The organism is Massilia violaceinigra (assembly GCF_002752675.1).
Classification (GTDB): Bacteria; Pseudomonadota; Gammaproteobacteria; order Burkholderiales; family Burkholderiaceae_D; genus Telluria_A; species Telluria_A violaceinigra.
In genome coordinates this window covers 3,552,727-3,579,380 of the sequence record NZ_CP024608.1, presented here as the reverse complement: position 1 = coordinate 3,579,380, position 26,654 = coordinate 3,552,727, and the positions used below count along the sequence as shown (strand labels likewise).

The window sequence follows — 26,654 nt, the reverse complement described above, 5'->3', positions numbered from 1 at the left end:
ACTTGGGTTCCCGCCGAGTGCCGCCTTGGCGCGGGAACGACGGCGAGGAGGAAGCAACGTTTATAGGTTACAGAAACGCGCCAACCACGCCGCAATCGGCACAAGCGCCCGTAATCCACCCGCTCCCCCGGGCAGCATTCCTCCTGCAATGGTAAGCTCTTGTTTTTTCACAAACAACATCGCGAACCCTTGCGAGCCTGCAGAAAGCTTCCATGAAACAGAACTATATCAACGGCGCCTGGGTCGACGGCGCTTCGTCGTCCGCCAACATCAATCCCTCGAGCACGAACGACATCATCGGCCACTACGCGCAGGCCGACGCGCAGCAGACCGAGCTGGCGATCGCCGCCGCCGCTGCCGCCGCGCCCGGCTGGGCCCTGTCCAACATCCAGATGCGCGCCGATGCGCTCGACAAGATCGGCAGCGAAATCCTGGCCCGCAAAGAAGAGCTCGGCACGCTGCTCTCGCGCGAAGAAGGCAAGACCCGGCCGGAAGGCATCGGGGAAGTCGCCCGCGCCGGCGCCATCTTCAAATTCTTCGCCCAGGAATGCCTGCGCCTGCGCGGCGACAAGCTGCCGTCCGTGCGCCCGAATCTCGATGTGGAAGTCACGCGCGAGCCGGTCGGCGTGGTCGGCATCATCGCGCCGTGGAACTTTCCGATTGCCATCCCATCCTGGAAAATCGCGCCGGCCCTGGCTTACGGCAACTGCGTGCTGATCAAACCGGCCGAACTGGTGCCCGCCAGCGTCTGGGCCCTGACCGAAATCATCAGCCGCGCCGGCCTGCCGCCGGGCGTGTTCAACCTGGTGATGGGCCGCGGCAGCGTGGTCGGCCAGGCTTTCCTGCATGACCGCCGGGTCAACGCCATCAGCTTCACCGGCTCGGCCGCGACCGGCGCCAAGGTGGCGGCCGCCGCCATCGGCCGCATGGCCAAGGTGCAGATCGAAATGGGCGGCAAGAATCCGCTGATCGTCCTCAACGATGCCGACCTGGCCACTGCCGTCAACTGCGCGGTGCAGGGCTCGTTCTTTTCGACCGGCCAGCGCTGCACGGCGTCGAGCCGCCTGATCGTCGAAAAAGGCATCTACCCGGCGTTCGTGGCCGCCATGCGCGAGAAACTGGCCACATTGACGGTGGGCGACGCGCTCGGCGCCGGCGTCGACATCGGCCCGGTGGTCGACCAAAGCCAGCTCGACCAGGACATGGAATACATCGGCATCGGCCGCGAAGAAGGCGCGACCCTGGCCTTCGGCGGCGAGCGCGTGGAATGCGCGACGCCGGGCTTCTTCCTGCGCCCTGCCCTGTTCACGGACTGCAGCAACGACATGCGCATCAGCCGCGAAGAAATCTTTGGCCCGGTCGGCATGGTGATTCCGGCCGACAGCTACGAGCACGCGCTGGCGATGGCCAACGATACCGAGTTCGGCCTGGCCAGCGGCATCGTCACCACCTCGCTCAAGTACGCGACCCACTTCAAGCGCCACGCCGAAGCGGGCATGGTGATGGTCAACGTGCCGACCGCGGGCGTCGACTACCACGTGCCGTTCGGCGGACGCAAAGGGTCGAGCTACGGTTCGCGCGAACAGGGCACTTACGCGGCCGAGTTCTTTACCACCGTCAAGACCGCTTACTGCGGCGTGTAACAACCTTCTGCGCTGCCCTGGCGGGCGGCCCGGCCGCCGTCAAGGGCATTGCTCACCGGGCAAACGGCGGCGCGGCCGCGCCGTGCGGCCCGCTGCTCGACACCGTGCGGTTGGCGCCCACGCCAGTGGCGCGCTGCGCGGCAAAGCCGACCATGCACAGGCCAAGGAGCAGTACCGCATAGGTGTCGGGCTCGGGCACGGCGCTGGTCGGATCGAGCCGCAAGGCGTAGCACTGGCCATCCTTGCAGCCGGTGGCGGCGATCTGCTGCAGGTCGTTGATGGCGCGCGCCTCCTGCAGCATCCAGCCGGCGGCGGGATCGATCAGCGTGTTCAGGTCGCGCAGGGCGCCATTTTCGTACAGGAAAGCGCGCTGCACACTGCCGCTCTTGCCTTCGCCAACGATCTGGCCCAGATTGTTGATATCGAAGGCCGTACTGCCGGCTTCCTCGCCGCCCAGGGTGCCCAGATCGGTCATCACACCGTTAACATACAGGAAGGCGTGCCGGATCCCGTGGCCGGATGGATACTCCTCCATGCTGCCGGCGTCCCCCACGACCGCGCCGCGGTCGTTGATCGCATAACCCTCGCTATACAGCCCGCCCAAGGTACCCAGATCGGTCATGACGCCGCCGCTGTACAGAAAGGCGTGGTAAGGATGTTCGGGACCGCCATCGGTACTGACCGAGGACAGCCCGGTGACCTGGCCGGCATTGTTGATGGCCCGCGCGCGGCTCATGTCGCCGTTGGGCAAGGTGCCGATGTTGCGCATCACGCCGCTGGACATCACGAATGCCCGCTCCAGGTTCCATTCGTCCGGATTGCCGGTGCTGGCGCTGCCGACAATATCACCCTGATGATTGACGCCGTAGCCTCTGCTGTACATGCCGCCCAGCGTACCGAGATCGCGCATGGCGCCATTGGCGTAGCTGAACGCGCGATCCTCGCCGGCGCGGTTGGTCGAGGACCCTGCCACCGTGGCGCCGTCGCTGAGGGCGCCGGCGACAGTGTCGCCCCCGAGGGAACCGAGGTCGAGCGGCGCGCCGCCGGTGTTGAGGAAGCCGCGCGTGGCGCCGATGCTGTCGGTATAGGCGCCGAGCACGTGACCGCTCAGGTTGATGTCGCGCGCGCTGCTGCCGGCGACGCCGACCGTGGTGACGCTGTAGCGCGTCGCCGCCGGGGCCGCCGGGGCTGCCAGCGGCAGCGTGAGGCCGGCGATCAGGACCAGTCTGAAGTAATGCCAGGGGATGAACATGGAAGACTCCTTGACGGAAATCGGATGGGTTCGATGAATACGAACCCGGCCCGGACCGGTGCGGCGTGGCCCTTTTCAAGAATAGGCCGGTGAGTGCGCGCGCGTCTGCGCCACGTCACGCAGCGGCGGCACGAACATGCCTTCTCGCTTGCGGAAAAACCGGTACGGCGGGCAGTTGCATTTCCTGAGCAAAAGTTCATTGGCGGCCGGCGGCCCCGTTTGCAGGCGCAAAAAAACCGCCCGGTTTCAAGCCGGGCGGCTTTTTTGCGAAGCGGGGCACGACTGCGATCAGGCTGCCAGCGCTACTTCCTCTTCATTGGCAACACTGCTCACCACGGGTTGGCGAATCAGGTAGTCGAACGCACTGAGCGCGGCTTTCGATCCTTCGCCCGCGGCGACGACGATCTGCTTGTACGGTACCGTGGTCACATCGCCGGCGGCAAACACGCCCGGCACACTGGTGTGGCATTTGGCATCGACGACAATCTCGCCGTACTTGCTCAGCTCCAAAGTCCCTTTCAGGAATTCGGTATTCGGCACCAGCCCGATTTGCACGAACACGCCTTCCAGCGCCACGTGATGCGCCGTATCGGTGGCACGGTCCTTGTAGCCCAGGCCATTGACCTTTTGGCCGTCACCGGTAATCTCGGTGGTCTGGGCATTCACGTGGATCGTGACGTTGGAGAGGCTCTTGAGCTTGTTGACCAGGACCGCGTCGGCCTTGAGCGCATCGGCAAACTCGACCAGGGTCACGTGCTGGACGATGCCCGCCAGGTCGATCGCCGCTTCCACGCCCGAGTTGCCGCCGCCAATCACCGCTACGCGCTTGCCTTTGAACAAGGGGCCGTCGCAATGCGGGCAGTACGCCACGCCCTTGTTCTTGTACTCGGCTTCGCCGGGCACGTTGACGTTGCGCCAGCGCGCGCCGGTCGAGACGATCACGCTGCGGGCCTTGAGCACGCCGCCGTTTTGCATGTGTACTTCGACCAGGCCACCCGGGGTAGCGGCGGGAACGATGCGCTCGGCCCGCTGCAGGTTCATGATGTCGACTTCATAGTGCCGGACCTGCGCCTCGAGGGCGGCGGCGAATTTGGGGCCGTCCGTTTCCAGCACCGAGATATAGTTTTCGATGGCCATGGTGTCGTTGACTTGGCCGCCGAAGCGCTCCGCCGCCACGCCGACACGGATGCCTTTGCGTGCCGCGTACACCGCTGCCGCCGCGCCGGCCGGGCCGCCGCCGACGATCAGCATGTCGAAGGCGGACTTCTGATTGAGCTTTTTGGCTTCACGTTCAGCCGAGTTCACGTCGAGCTTGGCGACGAGTTCTTCCACGGTCATATGACCGGAGGTAAACATTGTGTCATTCTTGAAGACCATCGGGACCGCCATCACCTGGCGCGTCTCGACTTCCGACGGGAACAAACCACCGTCGATGATCACGGTACGGATCTTCGGATTGAAGACCGCCATCAGCGTCGCTGCCTGCACCACGTCGGGGCAATTGTGGCAGGACAGGGACATATACACGTCGAAATCCATGGCTTCATCGAGCGCCTTGATGGCCTCGATCACTTCTGGTTCCACTTTCGGCGGATGGCCGCCGGTCCACAGCAGGGCCAGCACCAGCGAGGTGAATTCATGGCCGAGCGGAATGGCGGCGAAGCGCACGCCGTGGGTCTCGCCTTCGCGGGCAATGACAAACGAGGGCTTGCGGCTATCGGTGCCCGACTCGTCAACACTGACTTTATCGGACAGGCTGCTGATCTCGGCCAGCAGTTCACGCAGTTCGGCACTTTTTTCGCTGTGATCGAGCGTTGCGATGAGACGAATCGGCGCGCTCAGGTTTTGCAAATAGCCTTGCAACTGAGTTTTGAGAGTGGCGTCAAGCATGTTGATATCCGTAAGAAAGTGCCTTGAATTAAATCCGGGAACCATCGGGCTGGTTCCCGGTGCAGGAAGGGAAGCGCAAGGCGCCGCTCCATCCCTGTTTACAACAATTTAGATCTTGCCGACCAGGTCCAGCGATGGGGTCAGGGTCTTCGCGCCTTCGTTCCACTTGGCCGGGCACACCTGGCCTGGGTTGGCGGCAACGAACTGGGCAGCCTTGAGCTTGCGCAGGGTTTCCTTGACATCACGGGCGATGGCGTTGTCATGGATTTCCAGGGTCTTGATGACGCCTTCCGGATTGATGATGAAGGTGCCGCGCAGTGCCAGGCCTTCTTCTTCGATGTGCACGCCGAACGCGCGGGTCAGTTTGTGGGTTGGATCGCCAACCAGCGGGAACTTGGCCTGGCCAACGGCAGGCGACGTTTCGTGCCAGACTTTGTGCGAGAAGTGGGTGTCGGTGGTGACGATGTACACTTCCGCGTTGGCTTTCTGGAATTCGGCGTAGTTCTGGGCCGCATCTTCGACTTCGGTTGGGCAGTTGAAGGTGAACGCGGCAGGCATGAAAATCACGACCGACCACTTGCCCTTCATCGACTCGTTCGACACTTCAACAAATTTGCCGTTGTGGAAAGCTTGGGTTTTGAATTCGGGAATTTGCGTATTGATCAGCGACATGGGTATCCTCGTGCGTGAATTTTGTAGGTTAAGAAAAACTATCGAATGAGAAGCTCTCATTGGTTTCTATGATACGACAAGATGGGCTGAGCACCTCATTGTTTGTATTAATGAGGGTCATTGGGAATTTTGTGAAGAGCCCAGCGCGGATGACGGTGGAATCGGCGTTTTTCCCGCCGTTGAGGGCGCGCTTCAGCGCATTCACCCGCGGCCGTGATAGAATCTATCCATAAAACCGTCTCGATTCCTCGTTCTTTACCAGGAAGAGGTTCGGACTCTCGCACTCGAGCGGGTCTGGCAAGACTGCCACGCTCTCTGCTGGCATATAGAGACTGACGAGGCTGTTTGATAATAGCGTTGGAAGGAAGTCATCACACACGGAGGCTATCATGGCCCGTAAGCCGCAAAAACACATCAACTTGGCTAAGCAAAACAATGAAAAAGCGCTCAGCGACGCGGCACCTGCACCGCTGGCTTGCGCCGGGTTCAGCGAGCTGACTGTATGCGCGCTTCAAGAAAACGCAGAGCGGGCACGCGTCACGCCACCGCGCCCCTTGTCGAAAGAAGACTTCGCGCGGCTTCTGGATGAAGCGCAAGATGCCGCTTGATGTCTTATCCGAGTATTGCTCAGTTTGACATTTCTGGCCCAGTTTTTTCGCGCCAGCTCAACAAACTGAAATTTGACGACCTGGCACTTTACAGGCGTGTGTTGAAAGCGCTGCAAAGTCATACCGGAACGCCCTGGAGCCGGTTCGCCAGGGCCGCAGCTGTCGATTTCTACGAGACCTCGTTCGACGGGTCGTACATCATCATTGGATTTAATTTGCTGAATGGCCGGGTGAGGCTGGCGGCGCAGATCATCGATGACGTGATCGTAATTGGCGCCTTTCACAAGCCAATCATTCATGTTGACGCCTGATCCTGCGTTCTCCTGACTAAATACCCCTCCCCCGATCTTCTCTGATGATCGCTCCAACGCGGTAATTCGTTCGGGATCGCCTGGCGGGCAACTTACCAGATCTGCCGGCCTCGACGACAAAGAACACATGACCACACCCCCGACCGAAAATTCTCACGCGAGAATTTTCATGCCTGATCGCTTTGCCGATCAGTGATTTCGGCACGGCCTTGGCCTGGTTCTTGGTCAGCCAAGTGTGCAAGATGTCCAGGATCGGAAGCTGCACGCTAGCCTGGGCCTGTTCGGCCGGGGTAGTCTTCCCAAGACCGGACCATGTTTCCCAACGCCATGCGACAAGAATGAATTGCTCTACGCGATCAAAAAAGCCGCCCGGTGTGAGCAGGGCGGCTTGCGCAATGACAGAGCGGTATTCAACCCGCTCCTGATCCGTTAATTACACAAGCTGCGGCGACAGGTCGCGTAATGCCGAACCCGCCTGCAAGGGCTGCGCAGTGACACCGAACGCCGGACTCGACAACAGAGCACCGGCGGGCACCAGCGACATCGACGACAAGGTGCCGTTCCTGGCGTATTGATAGGCAAGGTCGCCGCCCATCGCCGCCGTGTCGCTGCCGCTCAGGTAAAAATTGAGCAAGGAGGACGACAGTGCCCAACTCGTCAATGCCGGATTCGCAGTCCGGGCAGCATCAAAAGCCCCAACCAGACCGTCGAAGTTGAACTGCTCTACTTTCTTGTTGTTCAGCTTGTTAGCCGACGCAGCGTTGTAGTCACTGCCGCCTTCGATGACCACCTGCAGATTGGCAACGCTGCGATTGGCGGGCGCCGCGTACCAGTCCTTGAAGGTGATCTGTTCGGCCGCGCCGGTCACCAGCACCAGGTCGTTCGCGGTTTTCTTGAACAGCAAATCCGCGTACAGCACGCCCTTGCCCAATGAGACGGTATCGTCCTTGCCGGCGCTGGCATGCACCACATCCTGCCCGTCACCGCGGTTGAAGGCGATGATGTCGGCCCCGTTGCCAGTGACGATCACGTCGTTGCCGGTACCGCCGATGAACATCTCCTTGCCAACACCACCGGTGAGCATGTCGACGCCTGCGCCACCATCGAGCAGATTATTGCCCAAGGTATCCGTGAGGGTATCGATGCCAGCGCCGCCCTGAAGCAGGTCGGTGCCCGCGTCGCCGTTCAGGGCATTGTTGGCGCCATTGCCGACCAGCAGGTTGTTGATCGCATTACCGGTGCCGCCTATCCCGTTCGTGCCTGTCAGGAACAGCGCTTCGATGTTCGCGCTCAATGTGCTGCTCACGCCGGATTTGACGGTATCGATGCCTTCGTTAGCCAGCTCGACCACGGTATCGCCGGCATTGTCGACGACATAGGTGTCGTTACCTGCCCCGCCGCTGAATGCATCCAAGCCGGCGCCGCCATCGAGCACGTTGTTGTTGGCATTTCCCTTGAGCACGTTGTTACCGGCATTGCCCTTGCCATCGACCGCCAGGCTACCGGTCAGGGTCAGATTGTCGAGGTAGGCGCCCAAGTCGTAACTCAAGCCCGTCTGCACGGTGTCGACGCCGACATAGTTGCCTTCGTTCACGATATCGCCGGCATTGTCCACAATGTAGAGATCGCTGCCGGAGCCGCCATTGAGGACATCGGCCCCGCTACCACCGTCGAGCGTGTTGTCGCCCGAGTTACCGGTCAGGACATTGTTCAAGGCGTTGCCGGTGGCGTTGATCGCAGCCGTGCCGGTCAGGGTCAGCGCCTCGATGTTGTTGCCCAGGACAGCGCTCACGCCCGACTTGAGCGTATCGTTGCCTTCGTCCGCAGCTTCCACTGCCAGGTCCGATGCCTGATCGAACACATACACATCGTCGCCAACGCCGCCGGTCATGGTGTCGGCACCGAGGCCACCGTCCATGGTATCGTTGCCGGCACCGCCATTGAGCTTGTCGTTGCCGTCCAGGCCATTGAGGATATCGTTACCTGCACCACCGTTGAGCTGATCGGCAGCGGCAGTCCCCGTCAATGTCAGGTTCTTGACACTGACGACGAGATCGAAGACATCGCTGGCGCTCAGATTGCCGGTATCCCGGGCAGTCACTTTCACGCTGAACGTTCCGGCAGCCGGCGGGGTGCCGCCAAATGCGCGGGTAGTGGCGTTGAACGACAACCAGCCAGGCAAGGGCGTGCCATCGGCCATCGTGGAGCTGTAGCTGAGTACCGTTCCCGCATCCGGATCGGTGAACGCGCCAGCCGGCACCACGTAATTGAATGCGGTGCCCAATGCATTGGCCTGGTCGGTAAGCGCAGCCGCCAGGACCGGCGTGCGGTTCGCCGGGCTGACAACGAGCGGGAGGTCGATGTCCCCCCGGCCGCCATGGTTGTCCGTTCCCCACAGCTTGACGGGAACCGATCCCACGTCGGTGGCGGTGGGCGTGCCGGTGAAGGTACGCGAGGCTGCATCGAACTTCAGCCATGCCGGCAATGGCACGTCATTGGTCAACGATGCGCTGTAGGCGAAGGTATCGAGGGGATCAGGATCGACCAGGGTATTGGCTGCGAGGGTGAAGGTGAGCAGCTTGCCCACCTCCGCCTTGAACGGCGCCACGGTGACCGGGCCGCGCACAGGCACCTTGTTGGCGGTGGAGATATCCACCAGGCTCTGTATCTTGGCCTGATCCCATACGGCACCGCTGACGAACTCGACGCGCTCGATCTTGTTGTTAACGATCGCGCCATCCTTGGTCACGTCGGCGATGAAGTACTTGGAGAAGGTCACTTGATCCGTGGTGCCCTTGATGAGCAGAAGCAGATTGTCGCCACTGCGTTGCGCAATGACGTCGGTTTCGGCGATGTCTTTGCCGAAGCGCAGCGTATCGACGGCACCGAGCACATCGTCGTTGATGATCGTATCCTTGCCATCGCCACGTTCGACGACATAAACATCGTTGCCCGCGCCGCCGGACAGGGTATCGTCGCCGGCAGCGCCAAGCAGCTGATCGTTGCCTGCAAGGCCGGACAGGGTGTTTTTCAGCGCATTGCCCTTGATGACATTGTCCAGCGCGTTGCCGAAACGCGAGAGGGCGGCGCCGGTCAGCGTCAGGTTCTCGATGCCGTCGTACAGAACGTATTGGGAGCTGATACTCGTTTCGACCGTATCGTTACCGCTATCCTCGAAAACCAGGTCGTCGATGCTGTCGATGACGTAGGTATCGTCGCCGGCGCGGCCGTAGAAATAATCGTTGCCGCCGCCGCCGTCGAGGCGGTTATTGCCCTCATTTCCCTCGAGTGTGTTGTCTGTTGCACTACCAGTGGCGTCAATGTTTGCCGTTCCCAGCAATTCCAACGATTCCACGTTGGCGGCCAACGTAACGCTCGCGCTGGAAGTGACTCTGTCGTGCCCGCCGCCAGGCAGTTCAACGACGACGTCGAGCGCGCTGTCGACCAGGTAAGCGTCATTGCCGGCACCACCGGACATGGTGTCGGCGCCCATGCCGCCATCGAGCGTCTGGTCACCCTGCCCCGCGCTGATATGATTATTGAGGTTATTACCAGTGAGCACGGCCCCGCTTCCCTCACCGCTGAACACGAGGTTGTCGACATTGGCCGGCAGCGTGTAGGCCGGCAGCGCTGTACGCACCGTATCGATACCCTCGTTGACGTTTTCGATCACGGTATCGTCGCCGTCATTGATGACATACGTGTCGTCGCCAGTGCCGCCTTCGATCGTATCGCGTCCGGGTCCGCTTTCGAATTCATCGTTGCCGCCGAGTCCCTTGATCAGGTCGTTGCCAGCCCCGCCCTTCAAGGTATCGTTGCCGGCAGTGCCAGTCACGGTATTGTTGGCGCTGATGACAATATCGAACACATCCGATGCCGTTTTGCCGCCCAGATCTGTTCCGGTGACTTTGACGCTCACCGTCCCCGCAACATTGGGCAAGCCACTGAACTGACGCGTGACCGGATCGAAGCTCAGCCATGTCGGCAGGACGCCGCCGCTACTGAGGGTGGCGCTGTACGCGACCACATCGCCTTTGTCCTTGTCCGAAAACACGTCGCCCAGGCTGAACTGGATTGGGGTCCCTCGCGACGTGACGTGATCCGGTATCGCCATCGCGAGCTCGGGAGCGATGCTCACAGGGCCGATGTCGATCTTGAATTCGCGCGCGGTCGTCGCACCATACAGATCCGTGCCGAACAGGTAGAACGCCGCCGTCCCCTGGTCCCCCGCACCTGGGGTGCCCCACAACTTCATGGTCAGGGGATCGAATTTCAGCCATGCAGGTACCGCAGGGTAGCCAGGCAAGGTGCCTATCGCGAAGGACAGCACGTCATAATAATCGGGATCGACGATCCGATTCGTAGGCAACTCCACGCTGAATGTACTGTTGACGTTGCCATTCATATCGAATGGCATGTCCGAGATAAACGGTTTTGTGTTTGTGTGGGGAACCGCCATCTGATCGATGGCCGCCGTACTCCAGCTGATACCCTCGGCAAACGTCACCTGCTCGATCTTGCCAGTGCGCACCCCGTTCGTTTCCAAGAAATAGTCTTCGACAAGCAAGGTATCCTTGGAGCTGCGGATCGTCAGCACCAGCGTGTTTTTCCAGCGCTCCACCAGCACATCGCTGGCCAGCACGCTGTCAGCGAGGCGGATGGTATCGACTTTGCCGGCCGCCGTGTCGCTACTGACGATCACATCCGGACCATCGCCGTGGCCGAACACAAAGACGTCGTTGCCCGCACCGCCTACCATCCGGTCGCGTCCCTTCCCGCCCTCGAGCAGGTCGTCGCCGGCTCCGCCGTCGAGCGCGTCGTTGCCGGCTCCACCGGACAGGGTGTCATTACCCTGCATGCCAAGCAAGCTGTCTTGCCCTTTGCGGCCGCTGATGACATCGTTGCCCGCGGAGCCATCGATCTTGTCGTCGAGGTCAGTGCCTCTGAACACCGCCTGCTGGACCAGGGACGGAGTCCACAAGGTGCCATCGGCAAAGGCGATCTGCTCGACCACCAGATTCAGGTCGGTCCTGACGCTGAAATAGCTCCAGAGGGTGACCCCGTCACCGCTGTTGCCGAAATTGAGGCGCAAGGTGGGACCGTCGCGTACGGCCTCGACATCGGCTGGGGCGAGACCGGCGCCGAATTCGAGCCGGTCCACATCCGGTGTCGTGACGGCCGGGCTGGCGTCCGCAATCGTATCTTTACCGTCGCCCTTGTTGAAGCGGTAGGTGTCCGCACCGGCGCCGCCGATGAGGTCATCGCTGCCGGTCCCGCCTGCGAGCGTATCGTTGCCGGCGCCGGCATCGAGCCGGTCGTTGCCGGCGCCGCCGTCGAGCAGGTCATTTCCATCCGTGCCGTACAGCTTGTCGTTACCGGCAGAGCCAACCAGCAAGAATGGCAGGATCTGGGCCAAGGTCCAGGTTGTGCCGTCGGCAAATTTGATGGACTCGACCTGGGACAGCGCGAGTTCGTCGGCCTTGAAATAGTTCAACACGCGCAAGCTGTCGCCTGTTGCCGGCAGACTCAGTATCAGGTCGTTGTCGAAGCGCGTCGGCTTGACGTCGCCCACCGCAACGCCCGGCAGGAACTCGATGGTGTCGATCCCTGCTTGCGACGGCAGGTCCTGGTTGTCGATGGTGTCGTTGCCGTAGCCTTTGCCGAAGACATAGGTGTCGGCACCGCCACCGCCCTTGAGGACATCGTTACCGGCACAGCCGTCCAAACGGTCGTTGCCGAAGGAACCAAGCAGCGTGTCGTTGCCGCCGAGACCCTTGAGGGTATCGTGGCCCCAGCCGCCCTCTTTCGCATCGGCTGCCTCCGTGCCGGTGACCACCTGGTTAAGGTCGATCGTGATCGGGAGTAAGGCAGAACCAACTCCGCCGTTGACGTCACTTGCCTTGACCAGCACCTCATACTTGCCCGCCGCTGGCGGCGTGCCGGAAAACGTGCGGGTGGCCGTGTCAAACTTCAGCCACGCCGGCAACGCGCTGCCATCGGCCGCGGTGGCCGTATATGTCAGCACGTCGCCCACATCCCCATCCGTAAAACTCCCTTGGGGCACGGTAAATTTCCACGGATCGTTCGCCGCCCCTCCTGGCACCTGAGACCAGGAACCGAACGTTGGCACGCGGTTTTCAACATCGAGTTTCATGAGCGTTTGCGCGCTCAGGCCGTGCGCATCGGTGGCCGTGATGGCCAGCACGAGGTGATCGAGTGCACTCGGGGTACCGCTCAGTACACCCGTTTTGGCATTAAAGTTCAGCCAGGATGGCAGGCTGGCGCCCTTGTCCGAGGTCACACTGTAGGTCAGCGCATCCTTGTCGGGGTCGGCAAACAAGGCGGCAGGCACCGTGTAGCTGAACGGCGTACCGCGTGATGCCTTTGCATCGGCCGGGGCCGCACTCAATACCGGCTTGCGGTTGGCCGCACCGATGTCCACGGCAATGCCGATCCCGGTACCGGCGCCATAATTGTCGGTCGCCAGCACGACCAGCACCAACTGTCCGACGCTGGCGTCATCTGGTGTGCCAGACAGCGTACGAGTAGCGGCATCGAATTTGACCCATGCAGGCGCTGCCGCGCCGCCCACCAATGTGACGCTATAGTGTAGCGTGTCGTCCGCATCCGGATCGGTCAGGTTCGCCGAAGCGAGGACGTAGCTGAACGAATCGCCCGCACGCGCTTTCAGAAGCGGCACGCCAGGTCCGGCAACCGGAGATTGATTATTTTCCTGCCGATGAACCATTGCCGCGATTTTCTCCGGGGTCCAGACCACGCCGTTCGCGAACTCGACGCGGTCGACCTTGCTGTCGGACACGATTGTTCCCGCCACCGTATCGGCAGCGAAATAATTGTTTAGGAAGACTTGCTCATTACTGCCCTTGATCATCAAGGCCAGATGATCCCCGTTACGGGAAACGATGATATCCGTGTCCGTAATGTCTGCACTAAAACGCAGGACGTCCACTGCCTGGGGGATCGCCAGATTGCCGGTATTGCGCAGCAGATCGACATTGTCGATGGTGTCTCTACCGTCGCCACGCTTAAACAGATAGACATCGTTGCCGGCACCACCCTCGAGCACATCATCACCCATGCCCCCGGTAAGTTGATCCGCACCGCCACCGGCACTCAGGAAGTCGACCCCGGTGCCGCCATCAAGCTGGTTGTCTTTATCATTGCCGTAAATGGCATTGGCAAGTTCATTTCCAGTGCCATCAATGGCACCGTCGCCCGTCAACGTCAAGTTTTCGAGATTGTCGCCAAGCTGGTAGCTGACGCTGCTATTAACATTGTCGACACTCGTACCGGCCACAACTGCCGCAGACGGGCTGCTCGCCATCATCAATGTGCCGCCGATGTGATCAAGGCCGCTTCCCGATGACGATTGTTTGCCAGCAGCTCCTGTTGCCGACGGTGCGGTTTCGCGGATGATATCGCCCTCATTGTCGACGTTGTACACATCGTCACCGTCGCCGCCGTCGAGCACGTCGGCACCGCTACCGCCATCGAGCACGTCATTTCCAGCGCCGCCCTGTAGCACATCGTCGCCACCGCCGCCGCCGAGCCGATCGTTACCGTCGCCGCCGTCAAGGAAATCATTGCCATTGAACTCGACCGCCAAGGTGGCGGCATCATCATCGCCGAGCAAAAAGTCGTCGCCGGCGCCGCCGATCAGATTATCCTTGCCGCCGCCACCGATCAGCTGATCGTCGCCTTCGCCACCGTCGATCATGTCGTCGCCCTGAAAGCCGCCTTCGAGAAGCGCGCTTCGCTCGTCACCGAACAGAACGTCTTTGCCAATGCCGCCGCTTAGCGTGTCATCCCCGCCGCCGCCTTGGCCATAGTCGTCGCCATCTTCGCCGACGAGATAATCATTTCCCCATACGACCGTGCCTTCGCCACCTCCCACGTCAGCGGCGAGAATATCGCCGATCAGGTTGTCGTTGCCTGAGCCACCATACAAAGTATCGTTCCTTGCACCGCCAATCACATAGTCGTCGCCATCCTCGCCGTCAAGGTAGTCGCTACCTTGGAACTCGACCTTGACGTGGCTCGCAGCGGAGGTGGCGCCATAAGAGTCGCCATACAGGTTATCGTTGCCAATGCCGCCGAACAAGGCGTCATCGCCCCCGCCACCGGTCAGGTAATCATTACCTTCCTCACCGTCAAGATAGTCGTCGCCCCACATCAGGGGGTTGTCCGCAGGTGAGGTGAGGTTGTCGGCGCTGGTATCTCCCATTAAATTGTCAGCGCCAGAGCCACCGTACAGCGTGTCGTTCTTGCCACCGCCTTCGAGATAGTCGTCGCCATCCTCGCCGTCGAGGTAGTCTTCACCGTGATATTCAAGATTGTCGTTGTCCTTGTCATGGGTTTTTCCGCCTGAGTCCCCCACCAAGCTATCGTTTTCCGCGCCGCCAAAAAGAACATCAGACCCGCCATCGCCCTCCAACCTGTCTTTACCGGCCCCGCCATCGATGAAATCGTTACCATGCAGGGCTGCGGGCGCAAAGTTGTAATTATCCGGCGAGGTATTACCATCTCCCTCAATGTCGTCGTCGCCGTCATTACCTTCGAGCACGTCATCGCCGCCAAGGCCACAAATGCCGTCGACACCCTCGCCGCCAAGAATATGATCCGCGCCATTGCCACCATTGAGGTTGTCGTTACCCTCGCCACCGTCGATGTAATCCGGATCGTCGCCGTAAGGCGGGTTGGCGCCATACGTCATGAGACTATTTCCCCCTTCCGCCATCGGCTTAAGCGTGACGCCCCAATTGGCGCCGGTGGTCAGGAGTTGCTCACCCGCACGGGGCGTGTAGCTGTCTTTCGCATCCCTCCTTTCAGGCACGCTCAAGATTGATGAGCTATATATGTAGTCGTTTCCTTTCCCTCCCAGAATGTAGTCACTACCCTCGCCGCCACCGATCATGTCCTCCCCATCGCCCCCATCGATGTAGTCGGCCCCCATGTCACCGCTAAGCGCGTCGTTACCGCCAAAGCCGAATAGTTTGTCGTTCACGATGCTGCCGTAAATTACATCGAAAAAATTTGCCTGGGCGACCGCATTGGTCAGCGTGCCGTCGGCCTGCCATTGGGACGTCGCCCAGTTATACCGCGCCTCCGGACTGCTCAGCGCCGGGCTTTGATCGCCTTTGTAGAGAAGCATGATTTCGCCAACGTCTTTCAAGGCGAGGGTGAAGGTATTCGTCGTGGCAGCACCGTCCTTGCCGGACACTGTCGCCATCACAGTCGCGCTGGCGCTGGCGCTCAACGGCCCATCCTGGACCAGTGCAAACGAAACCTGCGTTTGCCCTTCCACCAGGGGGATGACCGCACCGCTGGCGGGAACCGTAATGTCGCCGAGAATGGCTTTCAAGGTTCCACCCGTGCCACCGATATTCAAGGTGACGCTCTGCCCTGCCTTGGCCGCGTGGTTCAGGTAGACGGTGAAGGTGCGCCCGGTGCCTTCCACCACATCGACGCTGGCGCCGGCCAAGCTGTTCGGATCGAATCCGGGCTGGTGCCAGAGGTTGTCGCCGCCGCCGACCTTGATGGCTGCCTTGACCGTGCCATCGAGCTGAATGCCCAGATAGCCGCCGGCCTGCGCCCTGGCGAGATCGAAATTGCCGATGGTAACGCTGTTCTTGCCATCATCGCCCTTGGCGATGACCAGCTTCTTGCCTGTGCTGCTTTCCGGGTCGTCCAGTAACGCCAGGGTGGCCGATGCGCCGCCGCCCATGTCGAAGCGCCACTGGTCGCGCTTGCCATTGCCGGTGCCTTTACCGATGGTGACGCCATCGATCTGCACATGGCCCATGCCGCCGAGATCGTAGATGGTGTCATTGCCGTAGTCGCCGCTGAAGACGTAGGTATCGTTACCTTCGCCAGCGTTTAACAGGTCGTTGCCGACGCCACCGTCGAGTTTATCGTCACCGCTGCCGCCCAGCAGCTTGTCTTTGCCGGCACCGCCGGTGACGGCGTCCGCGCCGTCATTTCCTTCGAGATGGTCGTCACCCGCACCGCCGTTGACGACGTCGGCACCGCCGCCGCCGAACAGGCTGTCGTTTTGCTCCCCGCCAACGATGTCGCCGTCGGAGTTGTCCGTCCCGTAGACCACATATTTGGTCGCACTATTCGCATTACTGCGTTTGACCGTCAACTTGCTTGAGCGGTCTGACCAGATCACGTTCAGGGAGTCATACTGCCCTGCAGTTGTAGCGTCTAAATCAGAATTTCCGATGGTCTAATCATAACGAACATTCTTATTATTATAATACTGCTTCATTTCCGCCAACAACGCACGCGATGACAAGTATTCATCACTGAAATTGGCGTCGCCATGCAGACGGTCTTTGGTCAGCAGTTGAAGATCCTTATTCCACTTTTCCGCGAGTGCCGGGCTGACTTTTTGCAACTCGGCCAAGGCATGGTCCACGCCGACGCTCAGCGCGAACGGCGCCAGATAGACAATGCTCAGTAATGCGCCGAAGTCGGTTTTAGCATCTGCATACGAGGTCTCTGCCTTGGAAATATGCATGCTATCGACGAGTTTTTTGTACGCCGCGCTTTCTGTAACGGCGTAAAGCACCTCATAGAATCGGTCGCGCCCAGTGTATCCGGCTTCGTTTTTTTTATCAAACGTCAGGTTTGCCCAAGTATTTCCGTCTGGACTTGCAACAAGTTCACGCGACTTCTCCGGCCCAAGGAACATCGCTGCGAGTCCGTTAACCACGTTTTCAAGAACATCGCCTTCAGCCAACCCTTGGCCGCTGCCAGCATAGTCACCATCCTTTTTAATCAGGTTTGAAGAGGCAACTAATATACTTTTGATCATGGCTGCCGCTGGCTCTTTTTCGGACGCAGCAGCAAGTCGAAGTAAAGTTGTCTGAACACTCAACGAGTCGACCAATAACACAAGACTGTGAGTGTCACCAAAATCGGCAAAAGCGTAGTTATTAACAAGCAGCTCTATGCTCATATAATCAAGCGAGGCGGCCACAACTGATTTAACCACGCCGCCCCTAAACAGAGGTTGATCCTCGATGAAAACCGGGACGTTCTTGCCAAGGTGCCATTGGCTGTTTGAGACAGCGGACGGGCTGGTATCAGCCACCACGTCGAACTGCGGGCTTGCGCCGGCAGCAGAAATATACGCCTTCCCATTATAAGCCTGGATTAGCCCGCCGATGAGCCACATCGACTTGCTGTTTTTCGATGAAAACTGCACCGCTAAACGATAATCCAGCGTTTCAGCCTCAATTTTCTCCTCGGGGACTGGTACAGGGCCAATAGGCTTCCCATTAGGACCGTTCACTCCCGAGGTTAATTTAGAAATGCGCTCTGCCGCGGACTTCATCTCTTTTATGTCTTTTAACGCAATAATAATTTCGGCGTAATCCTTGGCCAACGCCGTTTCAGCACCGCCACTGTCGGGGTTCATCAACAGCTCCAGGCTCCGGGCGCTCTCCGCATTCTTCAGCGCATCCTCGACCTTCCACGTGCCATTGGCCAAATTTTTTTTAACAGTCCGATATAAAACCGCCGCGCCTGACGACTTTAAGCGGTCGTCGATCAAAGCCGGATTGCTGCGCATTTCACTAAAGAGCTTCATCGCGGAAGTGAGGTCACCCGTTCTCACTTGGCCAACACCAGCGCCGTTGAATGTCACGACTTCCTTCGCCACTCCAGGATGTAACAGGTTAAAAGCAGTAGCAAGGTGCCCGCCCAGGCTGTAACCCGTGACTCCAAAGCCCCCGGAGAGCTTACCGTCGGCTACCAGTTTCGAGTACCAATTTTCCATGTCATTGATTTGACCCCAAGCCCATCCGGTATTCTTAATTTCCAGGGTGTTGGTAGCCAAGTTATCGCGGACCGCATCGTCAACGAATTCAGTGCTGCGAAAAGATAGAATCAATTCGCCTGCTTTAGCACCAGTAGCTGGATCATCAAGATAACATTCAACAAGGGTCCCTGAAAATCCTGTGGACGAGTTTTGTATATGCGCCTTAACTTTCCAATGCTTTTCAAAGTCAACGGCTTGAGTAGCAGAAAAACGACTATTATGATCATTCCCGCGTTTAAGTGCGTCAACCAATGGCGATCCTGTAAACAAATTTTCATTTGCGCTGTTTATTAGAAAAGCTTCTGCTGCCATCTGCGCACTACTATACTTAAGTATTTCATCTACACGCAATTTCATATCCCGACTTTCCAATTAATTTAATGGTATCAATACTTTTTCGACAAACGCTTCAGTTTGCATCGCTTGGGAGGATGACGCACCTCGGGTTCCAAAACTCGGACAAGAATGATTAGCTGCGACAATCCATGGAGCCCGCCCGCCCATAGTATTCCCTTGGCCGGGGTCGTACATGTATCCAATGCGTTCAGCAAGAATCTCATTCGTCTTAATATCTATTATCTGCAGTGAACTTCCGGCAATCCAGTAATCTCGGTCTTCTTTGGTGGATATATCATTAAACACGACTCCATAACGTGCCGACGGGCTCTGAACTGAAATTCTATTCAACACAAATTGTTTATGGCCTTTAAGATAAGCCTTGTTCCTCAACCATGGTTCGTCTACTGCACCCGTATATCGATATAGCTTTCCATCCACAGGGTCAATCGCTTCTACGAAATGATAGGCGACGCGCGGCGGGGAATTTGGTCCTGACACATCAGGCTTAATCCTATTGACAATATAAAAATCGCGAAGAAAACTTTCAATATACCCTTTATCTACCAGATCACTGCCATAAGGGTCGTCAAGCGCATACTGATCAGAAAGATTCAATTTATTGCCGCGCAATCTCAGTAACCGTACACCTTCAACATTTTGAATTTTTCTATGTATTTTCTCCCCAGCTTTTAAACAATGCAGTTCAAACATTCTAGAAGCCGTTCGAGCAGACGTCTCCGCCAAGTCTATCTCTTTAGGTACAACAACTCGTTGGCTTTGAACGCAACCAGTTCCAAGTAGCGCAATAACTATCATGGAAAGTCTAATTAAACCGAGTCTTTTTTTCATAATACAAATACCCCCTTAAATAAAATAGCCAAATCAAATTTATGATTTTCTATATGCCCAATTCGTTAACTTAAAATAACCTATTGAAACTAGTAATTTTCAACAAATTCTTCGACAAACCTGGGTGAAGAACTTTTTCAACAAATACCGCTGCTTGATCTGGTTGGCTCCCGAATGCCGACGCGCCACCAAAACTAGGGCAGGCATTACTAGTTGCCCACAACCAAGGAGCGCGTCCGCCGCGGAAGAACTTTCGGAAGCGTTACTTCGGTCGTGTATGCGCCGCGAAGAAAACTGGAATATAGGTCTCGCCCCCGTGATCCCGCCCACAGGGGTCGTCATAAGTATATTGTTCAGAGCGGTTAATTTTTTCAGGACGCACTTTGAGAAGGTAGACTCCTTCTACATTTTCTACAGTCCTATGGATAAACTCTCCAGCCGTTTTGCATCGCGCCTCAAATCTAACAGTTGCCGGATCCAATCGATCTTTCTTCAAAGACTGCTCTGAAGCGCAAACTGCGAAAAACGTGGGAATTAACAGCGAGACAATCAATCTTAAAGCATAATTTTTTATATCGATTTCCATTAAATTATTCATACGAATCATGTCACTTTACATCCCAATAAATGCAATATCCGCTCTGTACGTGAATTGCCTTTCGGCATATCTTCGTTGTCAGCAGTATAGTTTCTATTTTTAAAGAAATGGCTCTACTACTTTCGCGCTCTGCTCCACCGCGAAAAATTCCACGTTCATTGACGGGGGCGAAGAACTTTTTCAACAAAAATCGCAGCTTGGTCCAATTGGGCTGTAAAAGCATGTTCCGACCCGAAACTGGGACAAGAATTATTTGCCGCCCAAAGCCATGGAACCCGGCCACCAATTTTTGAACTTTGTCCAGTATCAAATAAGTAACCAATCCTTTCTGCTATCACTTTATTTGTATGCAAATCAATTACCTTTCCGTATGCCTTCAACATTTCGAATTTTCCTATGTATTTTCTCCCCAGCTTTTAAACAATGTAGCTCAAACATTCTAGAAGCTGTTCGAGCAGATGTCTCCGCCAAGTTTATCTCTTTAGGCAAAACAACTCTTTGACTTTCAATGCAGCCAGTTCGAAGTAGCGCAATAATTATCATGGAAACTCTGATTAAACCGAAGCTTCTCTTCATGATACAAATATCCCCTCATAAATAGCTAAATCAAATTTATGATTCTTTATAATCCAATTTCGTTAATTTAAGATAATTTGTTAAAATTTGTAATTTTCAACAATTTCTTCGGCAAACCAGGTTGAAGAGCTTTTTCGACAAAAATTGCTGTTTGATGTGATTGATTGCCAAAAGCCGGCGAGGCGCCAAAACTAGGACATGCATTGCTAGTTGCCCATAGCCAAGGGGAACGTCCACCAGCCGTACTTCCCTGGGCAGAATCGAAGAAATAGCCAATACGTTCGGCGATAATTTCGTTCTTTTCGAGATCAATAACTTTTAACGAACTTCCGGCGATCCAAAAATCTCGGTCTTTTTTAGTAGATATATCATCATACGTAACGCCGTAACGCGGCGCTGGGCTATTCACCAACGTCTTAGTGTGTACAAAAATCTTATATCCTGGCAAATATCCCTTTTTCGTCAGTGCTGGCTCCTCAATCCGACCAGTATAGCGATAACGCTTTCCGTCTGATGGATCAATCACATCAGCAAATTCGTATGCAATATGGGGAGGAAAATCACGCGGCAAAACTTTCGGGGGCGTAACGCCAGTATTATATGCACCACGAAGAAAGCTGCGAATATATGCGTCGCCCCCGTGATCTCGCCCATATGGGTCGTCAAGTAGATATTGCTCAGAATAATTAATATTCTCAGGACGCACTTTGAGAAGATAGACACCGTCTACGTTCTCGACAGTCCTATGAATAAATTCTCCGGCCATTTTGCATCGCTCCTTGAACATAGCAGCAGCTACATCCGAGCGATCATTCCTTAAAGTATGCTCTGCTGCGCAGCCTGTTAAAAAAATAGTTATTAACAGATTTACAAAAACAACCTTTGAAGTGCTATTTTTCATTTAAATTACCTATAAAATTACCTATTTGAAAGAAATCGCATCTAATATATAAAATCTTTATAGCTACTAGCAGATTTCATGCCCCAAGCCCTGCAGTTAAGTTTGTACACCTAGTTGATAAACCATGAAATTCGAACGTCTCTTTCTGCAACGAATGATTCAGATGTTCGTCCAAAGTCAAGAAATTATGCCTGACGGGACTCGCCGAATACAAGACTTAATGACCGCCTCGCAAGCTTAGATTCATTCGCCTTTACCCCCTAATTATTTTATATTGATTAGCATCAATAATTTCCAGAGTTAAATTTCTCATTTTGCCATGATCATCAAACATAAATCTAATATCAATTTTTGCCGCAGGATCGGACCAATTGGATGTATCAAACGGCGCTCCAATATTTTTTAATCTCCACTTCCTGATAAAATTGCATCGTAGCTCTTTTTGCACCTGACCAGTAAGGCATGCCCCACCGTTCGTAACAAAAGTCGTTTCAATTTTAATCAACTCTTGCTCCGCGAATAGATTCTTGACCAATAACTCGAGTTTCGATTTATCAAGCCGCCCTGGTCCGTTCACGCCATAGCTTCCACCGGTTTGATTTCCACTGCCGTGTGAATTTCGCACCAGATCTGATAAGACGTCGTTATCCAGAACGCTAAAATCGTCCGCCGCGACTGGATAATAATGGCACGCTGCCAATGTCAAACTCAACGATAAAATCAGCGTGCTGATCAATCGATTTTTTATTTTTGACACGAAAAATTTATCGTCACTGCGCTTCATATGCTTACTCCGATAATAGAAAATATTTCAAACTGAAATTGCTGCGCTGTGATCCCTTTGCAAACTCCGAAGCGAACGGCGGGAACGTCCCGACTGAGGAAAAGAAGTAACTTGTCAAGCACTCATCGCTCACGCGCCGCTTCAGAAACCGCTTTCTGCACCGGTGACAGCAGATACTCCAACACGGTCCGTTGGCCCTGATTTATCTCGACCACCACCTGCATCCCCGGCGTGATATGAAGGCGCTTGCCTTGCGGATCTTTCAGCGCTTGCTGATCCAGGCGGATACGCGCCTTGTAACTTGCGCTACCGCTCGCATCTCCATTACGCCCGCCTCCGCCTGCTTCCGCCCGCGCCGGTTCACTGGCATCAGCGCTGATGTGAATGACCGTCCCGCTCAACATGCCATGCCGCTGAAACGGATACGCCGCCAGCTTCACCTTGGCGCCCTGCCCCACCGCGACAAATCCCACATCCTCGTTCTTGATGTTCACATCGGCAAACAGCAGCTCATCTTTCGGCACCAGGGTCAGCACAACAGCGCCGGGTTGCACCACCGCGCCGGCCGTGGTCGTCGCCAGGTCCTTGATAACGCCATCCTGCGGAGCGCGCAGCACCATTTGTCCTTCGCGATAGCTGGTCTTGTCCAGGCTGGGCTGCAATTGACCGACCTTGGCACGAATATCCGCAAGTTCGCGCTCCAGCTCGCTCTTGTACGTGCTATGCAGCTGGCTGAGTTTTTGACGCTGGGCCATCATCGCCGAATTCAACGCCTCGACCGTCGAGCGCTGTGCATCGAGGTCCTTAGCCTTTTCGATCGCCTCGCGCTCCTTGTCGGCGCTCTGGCGCACCGGCACATAGCCCTCCTTCGACAGCTCAGCCAAACTCCTGGCGGCCGCCTGATACGTCGGCAAGGTCTGCTCCAGCTTGGCCAGCGTTTCGCCAGCACTCTTCTTTTCAAACTCCAATTTCTGCAGCAGCGCCTTCTCCTGCTCCAGGCTATCGTTGAACGCGCCACGGCGCGCCTGATACTGCCGCTCCACCTGCGCGAACAGCAGCGCATCGTCCGCTGTGCGCGCCAGCATCGGTTTGCCTGACAGTTCAGCCTCGATGCGGCGCACCTGCATCTGCTGGGTACCAAGGTCACTGCTGACCCCAGTCTTGTCGGCACTGGCGAGCGTCGCATCCAGGCGCGCCAGGATCTGTCCGGCCTTGACCACGTCGCCTTCATGCACCAGCAGTTCCTTGACCACGCCCGCTTCGGATGGCTGCACGATCTTCACCAGGGTCTGCGGCGCCAACTTGCCGTCGGCGCTGGCGATAATGTCAAGTTTGCCGAAGGCAGCCCACACGATCAGAACCAGCACCAGTACCGACACCGCACGCAGCACCATGCGGCCTGCCGTGCTCGGGTCCTGCCGCTCAATGCGGCTCAGGGGATCGTGCCAACGCTTGGGTGGGCGCAGGGGAATAACCGTTGCCCCGGAAGGATCGGCCAGGGGTGGCGCCGCAGCGGCGGAGGTTTGATTCGGGCTCATGGTAGTCATCTCTGTTTATGCGGCGGTAACGGGCGATTCGGCATGCGGGCGTTCAGGGTTGCCGAGCGAGGCGGCAACCGGCGCCAGGGTGATGCGCTGCGCTCCCTGCGGGCCAAGGCGGTAGACGGCGTCCAGCTGCAAGCCCTTCGGCAGGCCGTGCGTAATAAACAGCATCGTCACCTTGCCACGCAGGGCGTTGATGGTGCGGGCGAATTGTTCGGCGGTCGGCTGGTCGAGCGCACTGGTCGCTTCGTCGAACACAAGAATGCTCGGCCGCTTGAGCAAGGCGCGCGCAATCGCAATGCGTTGCTTCTGCCCGCCAGACAGGCCCGCCCCCCTCTCACCAATCTCGGTCTGATAGCCTTTCGGCAGCGCTTCAATCGCGCTGTGGATTTCCGCCATCTGGCAGGCCGCCGTCACCTGCTCGAAACTGGCATCCGGGCTGGCCATCTGCAGGTTTTCGAAAATCGTTCCCGAGAACAGCACCGTTTCCTGCGGCACGACCCCGAAGTGGCTGCGCAGTTCATTGGCCGACAGGTAGCGGATATCGACGCCGTCGACCAGAATGCGCCCGGCGCTGGGCTGGTAAAACCCTTGCAGCAGCTTGGCCAAGGTACTCTTGCCGCAACCGGAGGCGCCCATGATGCCGATGGTCTGCCCTGGCTGCACCGTCAGCGACAGGTTTTGATACACCAGCGGCAAGTGCTCGGCGTATTTGAAGGCAACCGTGTCGATCTCGATCTTGCCGGCGCGCGTATTGGCGCGCGCGGGAACCAGGGAATACGGCTCCACGGGCGCGTTCATCAAATCGCCCAGCCGGTCGACCGACAGGCTGGCCTGCTGAAATTGCTGCCACAGTCCAACCAGGCGCAGCATCGGCTGCGACAGGCGGCCGGAAAACATCTGGAACGCGATCAACATGCCGATCGTAAAATCGGTGCTATTCATCACGGTATACGCGCCAACGCCGAGGATGAGAAGGCTCATCACTTGCTCCAGCAGGTTCGACAAGGTGTTGTAGCCATTCGCCAGTTGCTTGGTCGACAGGCTGGCGTCAAGATAGCTGCCCAGGTAATTGCTGTAGCGTGCGTCGAGTTGCGGTTCCATCTGCAGCGACTTGACCGTTTCCAGCCCGCCGATGTACTCGGTCAGGAAGGCCTGGTTGCGCGCCCCCAGCAGGAATTGCTGTTGCAAACGGTCCTGGAAAATCGGCGCCACAATCATACTCAGCAAAACGATGACTGCCAGAATCGCCAGCACCACCAGGGTCAGGGTGACGCTGTAGTAAAACATGATCGCCACAAAGATCAGCAGGAACGGCAGATCCAGCACCAATGTCACGGCCGCGCTGGAAATGAATTCGCGGATCGTTTCAACGCCCTGCAGGCGCGCGGCGATGACACCGGTGGGCCGGTGCTGGAAATACATCGGCGGCAGCTTGAACAGGCGCCCGAATACGGAGGCGCCCAGGGCGGCATCGACCCGGTTACCGGTATGCAGCACCAGATACTGGCGCATCCACGACAGCGTCGCCGAAAACAGCATGAACACGGCCATGCCGATGGCAATCACGATCAGCGTGCTCTGGCTGTGATGGACAACCACCTTGTCAATGATCGCTTGAGTGAACAGCGGCGTGGCAAGGGCGATCAACTGGATCACCAGTGAGGCAAGCAACACTTCCTGCCACAGTTTTTTGTGTTTCAGCAATTCCGGGACAAACCAGCTAAAGCCGAAACGGCGCGACTGGCGCGCCAGTTCCTCGCTGTCGGGGTCGCTGGCATCCACGTTTTCAGGTTCCACGCGCATGACATTTCCCAGATAGCGCTCGCCAAACTCGGCCAAGGGAACGGTGCGGGGTGCGGCATCGTCGGGCTCGACGATAAGGAGACTATCGCGGTCGGCCTGGAGGACGAGAGCGACGGCGCAAATGGCGTCAACTCCCGCACCAGCCGTTTCCTTCCCATCGCGTAAAAACGCAAGCAGCGGAAACGACTCCCTGTACAGCTTTGCCGGCTTGACCGAGGCTACACCGGCCGTGAATCCGAATGAAACCATGGCAGTTGCAAGCGACGCAATCGAGTGCGGTGCGGCCAATTGTTGCTGGGCTATATCAGGAGAGTATGGTTTTCTGTGAAGGGCGCATATGCCCTGTAAAACCCAGAAAAAAGACGCTTTGGTGATACCGGTGTGTTTCATATTGAACCAAAAACCTGCTGTGGAAGAACCGGACGACGCCCTCTACGACTCGTCTGGAAGGCGGATGAGGAAGGCGCGGGAGACCGACTGATGACAATCAATCCGTTTCATAAACCAACTAACAATTGCTAAGTAGCATTGTAAACACCGTGCGAGACCTTTAACCTTATATTTAGATTATTATTTTTTACCTGTAGAGTTTTCATAACCACAAGTATTAAATTTCAATACCATTACGAATGTCCCAGAAATCCTTGGCGAAGCCCGATCAATCTCCACCGCAAGACGCTCAGTCATGGCGACGCGGCTCATCCGCTGCCCGTTCGATCGCTTTGCCTCGTCCGCGCGCCGAGGCGGTAAAATGGCGGCCTCACGACGCGGCCGAGAAAACGCCGCGCCTGCACCGGATTGAAAGTAACGATGACCCCCCCCCTTCAGAGATCAACGCTGCCGCCGTCAAAAATGGCCCGACGGAAAAACACACGCCGATGATGGCCCAATATCTGCGCGAGCTCGTATTCTCGCGGATTCAGGTGGATTTTTTATCGGCGCGGCTATACGGCGGCTAAAAAATCGATTGGGGCTTCTGCCAAATTTTGCGAACCTGAAGCGAACACGACCCGCCTCCTCCGCCAGGCGAAAACGG

16 protein-coding genes are annotated in these 26,654 nt (G+C 57.2%); 4 read left to right on the top strand and 12 right to left on the bottom strand.

Going from position 1 to position 26,654, the window contains the following annotated elements; genetic code table 11:
• Window positions 1-212 precede the first annotated feature (212 nt).
• Complete coding sequence (locus CR152_RS16065) at window positions 213-1,643, top strand: aldehyde dehydrogenase family protein (RefSeq protein ID WP_099875978.1); 1,431 nt, start codon at window positions 213-215, stop codon at window positions 1,641-1,643.
• A gap of 52 nt (window positions 1,644-1,695) precedes the next feature.
• Here CR152_RS16065 and CR152_RS16060 read toward each other — a convergent pair whose 3' ends face one another.
• The 3 genes from CR152_RS16060 to ahpC form a co-directional block, all read right to left on the bottom strand.
• Window positions 1,696-2,895, bottom strand: a complete 1,200-nt coding sequence (locus tag CR152_RS16060) for a DUF3466 family protein (protein ID WP_099875976.1) — start codon at window positions 2,893-2,895, stop codon at window positions 1,696-1,698.
• Window positions 2,896-3,183: 288 nt separating this feature from the next.
• On the bottom strand, window positions 3,184-4,785 hold the full coding sequence (gene ahpF, locus CR152_RS16055) for an alkyl hydroperoxide reductase subunit F (RefSeq protein ID WP_099875974.1): 1,602 nt from the start codon (window positions 4,783-4,785) through the stop codon (window positions 3,184-3,186).
• 108 nt (window positions 4,786-4,893) lie between these two features.
• Window positions 4,894-5,457, bottom strand: a complete 564-nt coding sequence (ahpC, locus tag CR152_RS16050; protein WP_099875972.1) for an alkyl hydroperoxide reductase subunit C — start codon at window positions 5,455-5,457, stop codon at window positions 4,894-4,896.
• A 389-nt stretch (window positions 5,458-5,846) separates the two neighbouring features.
• On the opposite strand from ahpC, the gene CR152_RS16045 reads away from it, so the two are divergent.
• Window positions 5,847-6,065: a hypothetical protein gene (locus CR152_RS16045; protein ID WP_099875970.1), complete on the top strand. Its 219-nt coding sequence runs from the start codon at window positions 5,847-5,849 to the stop codon at window positions 6,063-6,065.
• On the top strand, window positions 6,065-6,376 hold the full coding sequence (locus tag CR152_RS16040) for a hypothetical protein (RefSeq protein ID WP_099875969.1): 312 nt from the start codon (window positions 6,065-6,067) through the stop codon (window positions 6,374-6,376). Before CR152_RS16045 ends, CR152_RS16040 begins: the two co-directional genes overlap by 1 nt.
• 433 nt (window positions 6,377-6,809) lie before the next feature.
• Here CR152_RS16040 and CR152_RS16035 read toward each other — a convergent pair whose 3' ends face one another.
• From CR152_RS16035 to CR152_RS16010, 9 genes are all read right to left on the bottom strand, one after another.
• Window positions 6,810-16,541 (bottom strand): putative Ig domain-containing protein, encoded by a 9,732-nt coding sequence (locus CR152_RS16035; RefSeq protein WP_208640135.1) that lies wholly within the window; start codon window positions 16,539-16,541, stop codon window positions 6,810-6,812.
• Between the two features lie 84 nt (window positions 16,542-16,625).
• A complete protein-coding gene (locus tag CR152_RS16025) occupies window positions 16,626-18,581 on the bottom strand; it encodes an alpha/beta hydrolase family protein (RefSeq protein ID WP_157778535.1) in 1,956 nt (651 codons plus the stop codon).
• Window positions 18,582-18,596: 15 nt separating this feature from the next.
• Entirely contained in the window at window positions 18,597-19,412 is an 816-nt protein-coding gene (locus tag CR152_RS33030; protein ID WP_157778534.1) for a hypothetical protein, read from the bottom strand.
• Window positions 19,413-19,674: 262 nt separating this feature from the next.
• On the bottom strand, window positions 19,675-20,010 hold the full coding sequence (locus CR152_RS33025; protein ID WP_157778533.1) for a hypothetical protein: 336 nt from the start codon (window positions 20,008-20,010) through the stop codon (window positions 19,675-19,677).
• Window positions 20,011-20,165: 155 nt separating this feature from the next.
• The gene (locus CR152_RS33020; protein WP_157778532.1) at window positions 20,166-20,393 is read right to left on the bottom strand and encodes a hypothetical protein; all 228 of its coding nucleotides are present in this window, start codon (window positions 20,391-20,393) and stop codon (window positions 20,166-20,168) included.
• A 260-nt stretch (window positions 20,394-20,653) separates the two neighbouring features.
• Window positions 20,654-21,487 (bottom strand): hypothetical protein, encoded by an 834-nt coding sequence (locus CR152_RS33015; protein WP_157778531.1) that lies wholly within the window; start codon window positions 21,485-21,487, stop codon window positions 20,654-20,656.
• Window positions 21,488-21,740: 253 nt separating this feature from the next.
• On the bottom strand, window positions 21,741-22,271 hold the full coding sequence (locus CR152_RS33010; protein WP_157778530.1) for a hypothetical protein: 531 nt from the start codon (window positions 22,269-22,271) through the stop codon (window positions 21,741-21,743).
• A gap of 122 nt (window positions 22,272-22,393) precedes the next feature.
• Window positions 22,394-23,809, bottom strand: a complete 1,416-nt coding sequence (locus CR152_RS16015) for an HlyD family type I secretion periplasmic adaptor subunit (protein ID WP_229413420.1) — start codon at window positions 23,807-23,809, stop codon at window positions 22,394-22,396.
• A gap of 15 nt (window positions 23,810-23,824) precedes the next feature.
• The gene (locus tag CR152_RS16010; RefSeq protein WP_307718580.1) at window positions 23,825-25,867 is read right to left on the bottom strand and encodes a peptidase domain-containing ABC transporter; all 2,043 of its coding nucleotides are present in this window, start codon (window positions 25,865-25,867) and stop codon (window positions 23,825-23,827) included.
• 380 nt (window positions 25,868-26,247) lie between these two features.
• On the opposite strand from CR152_RS16010, the gene CR152_RS33005 reads away from it, so the two are divergent.
• A complete protein-coding gene (locus CR152_RS33005; protein WP_157778529.1) occupies window positions 26,248-26,577 on the top strand; it encodes a hypothetical protein in 330 nt (109 codons plus the stop codon).
• The last annotated feature ends 77 nt before the right edge of the window (window positions 26,578-26,654 follow it).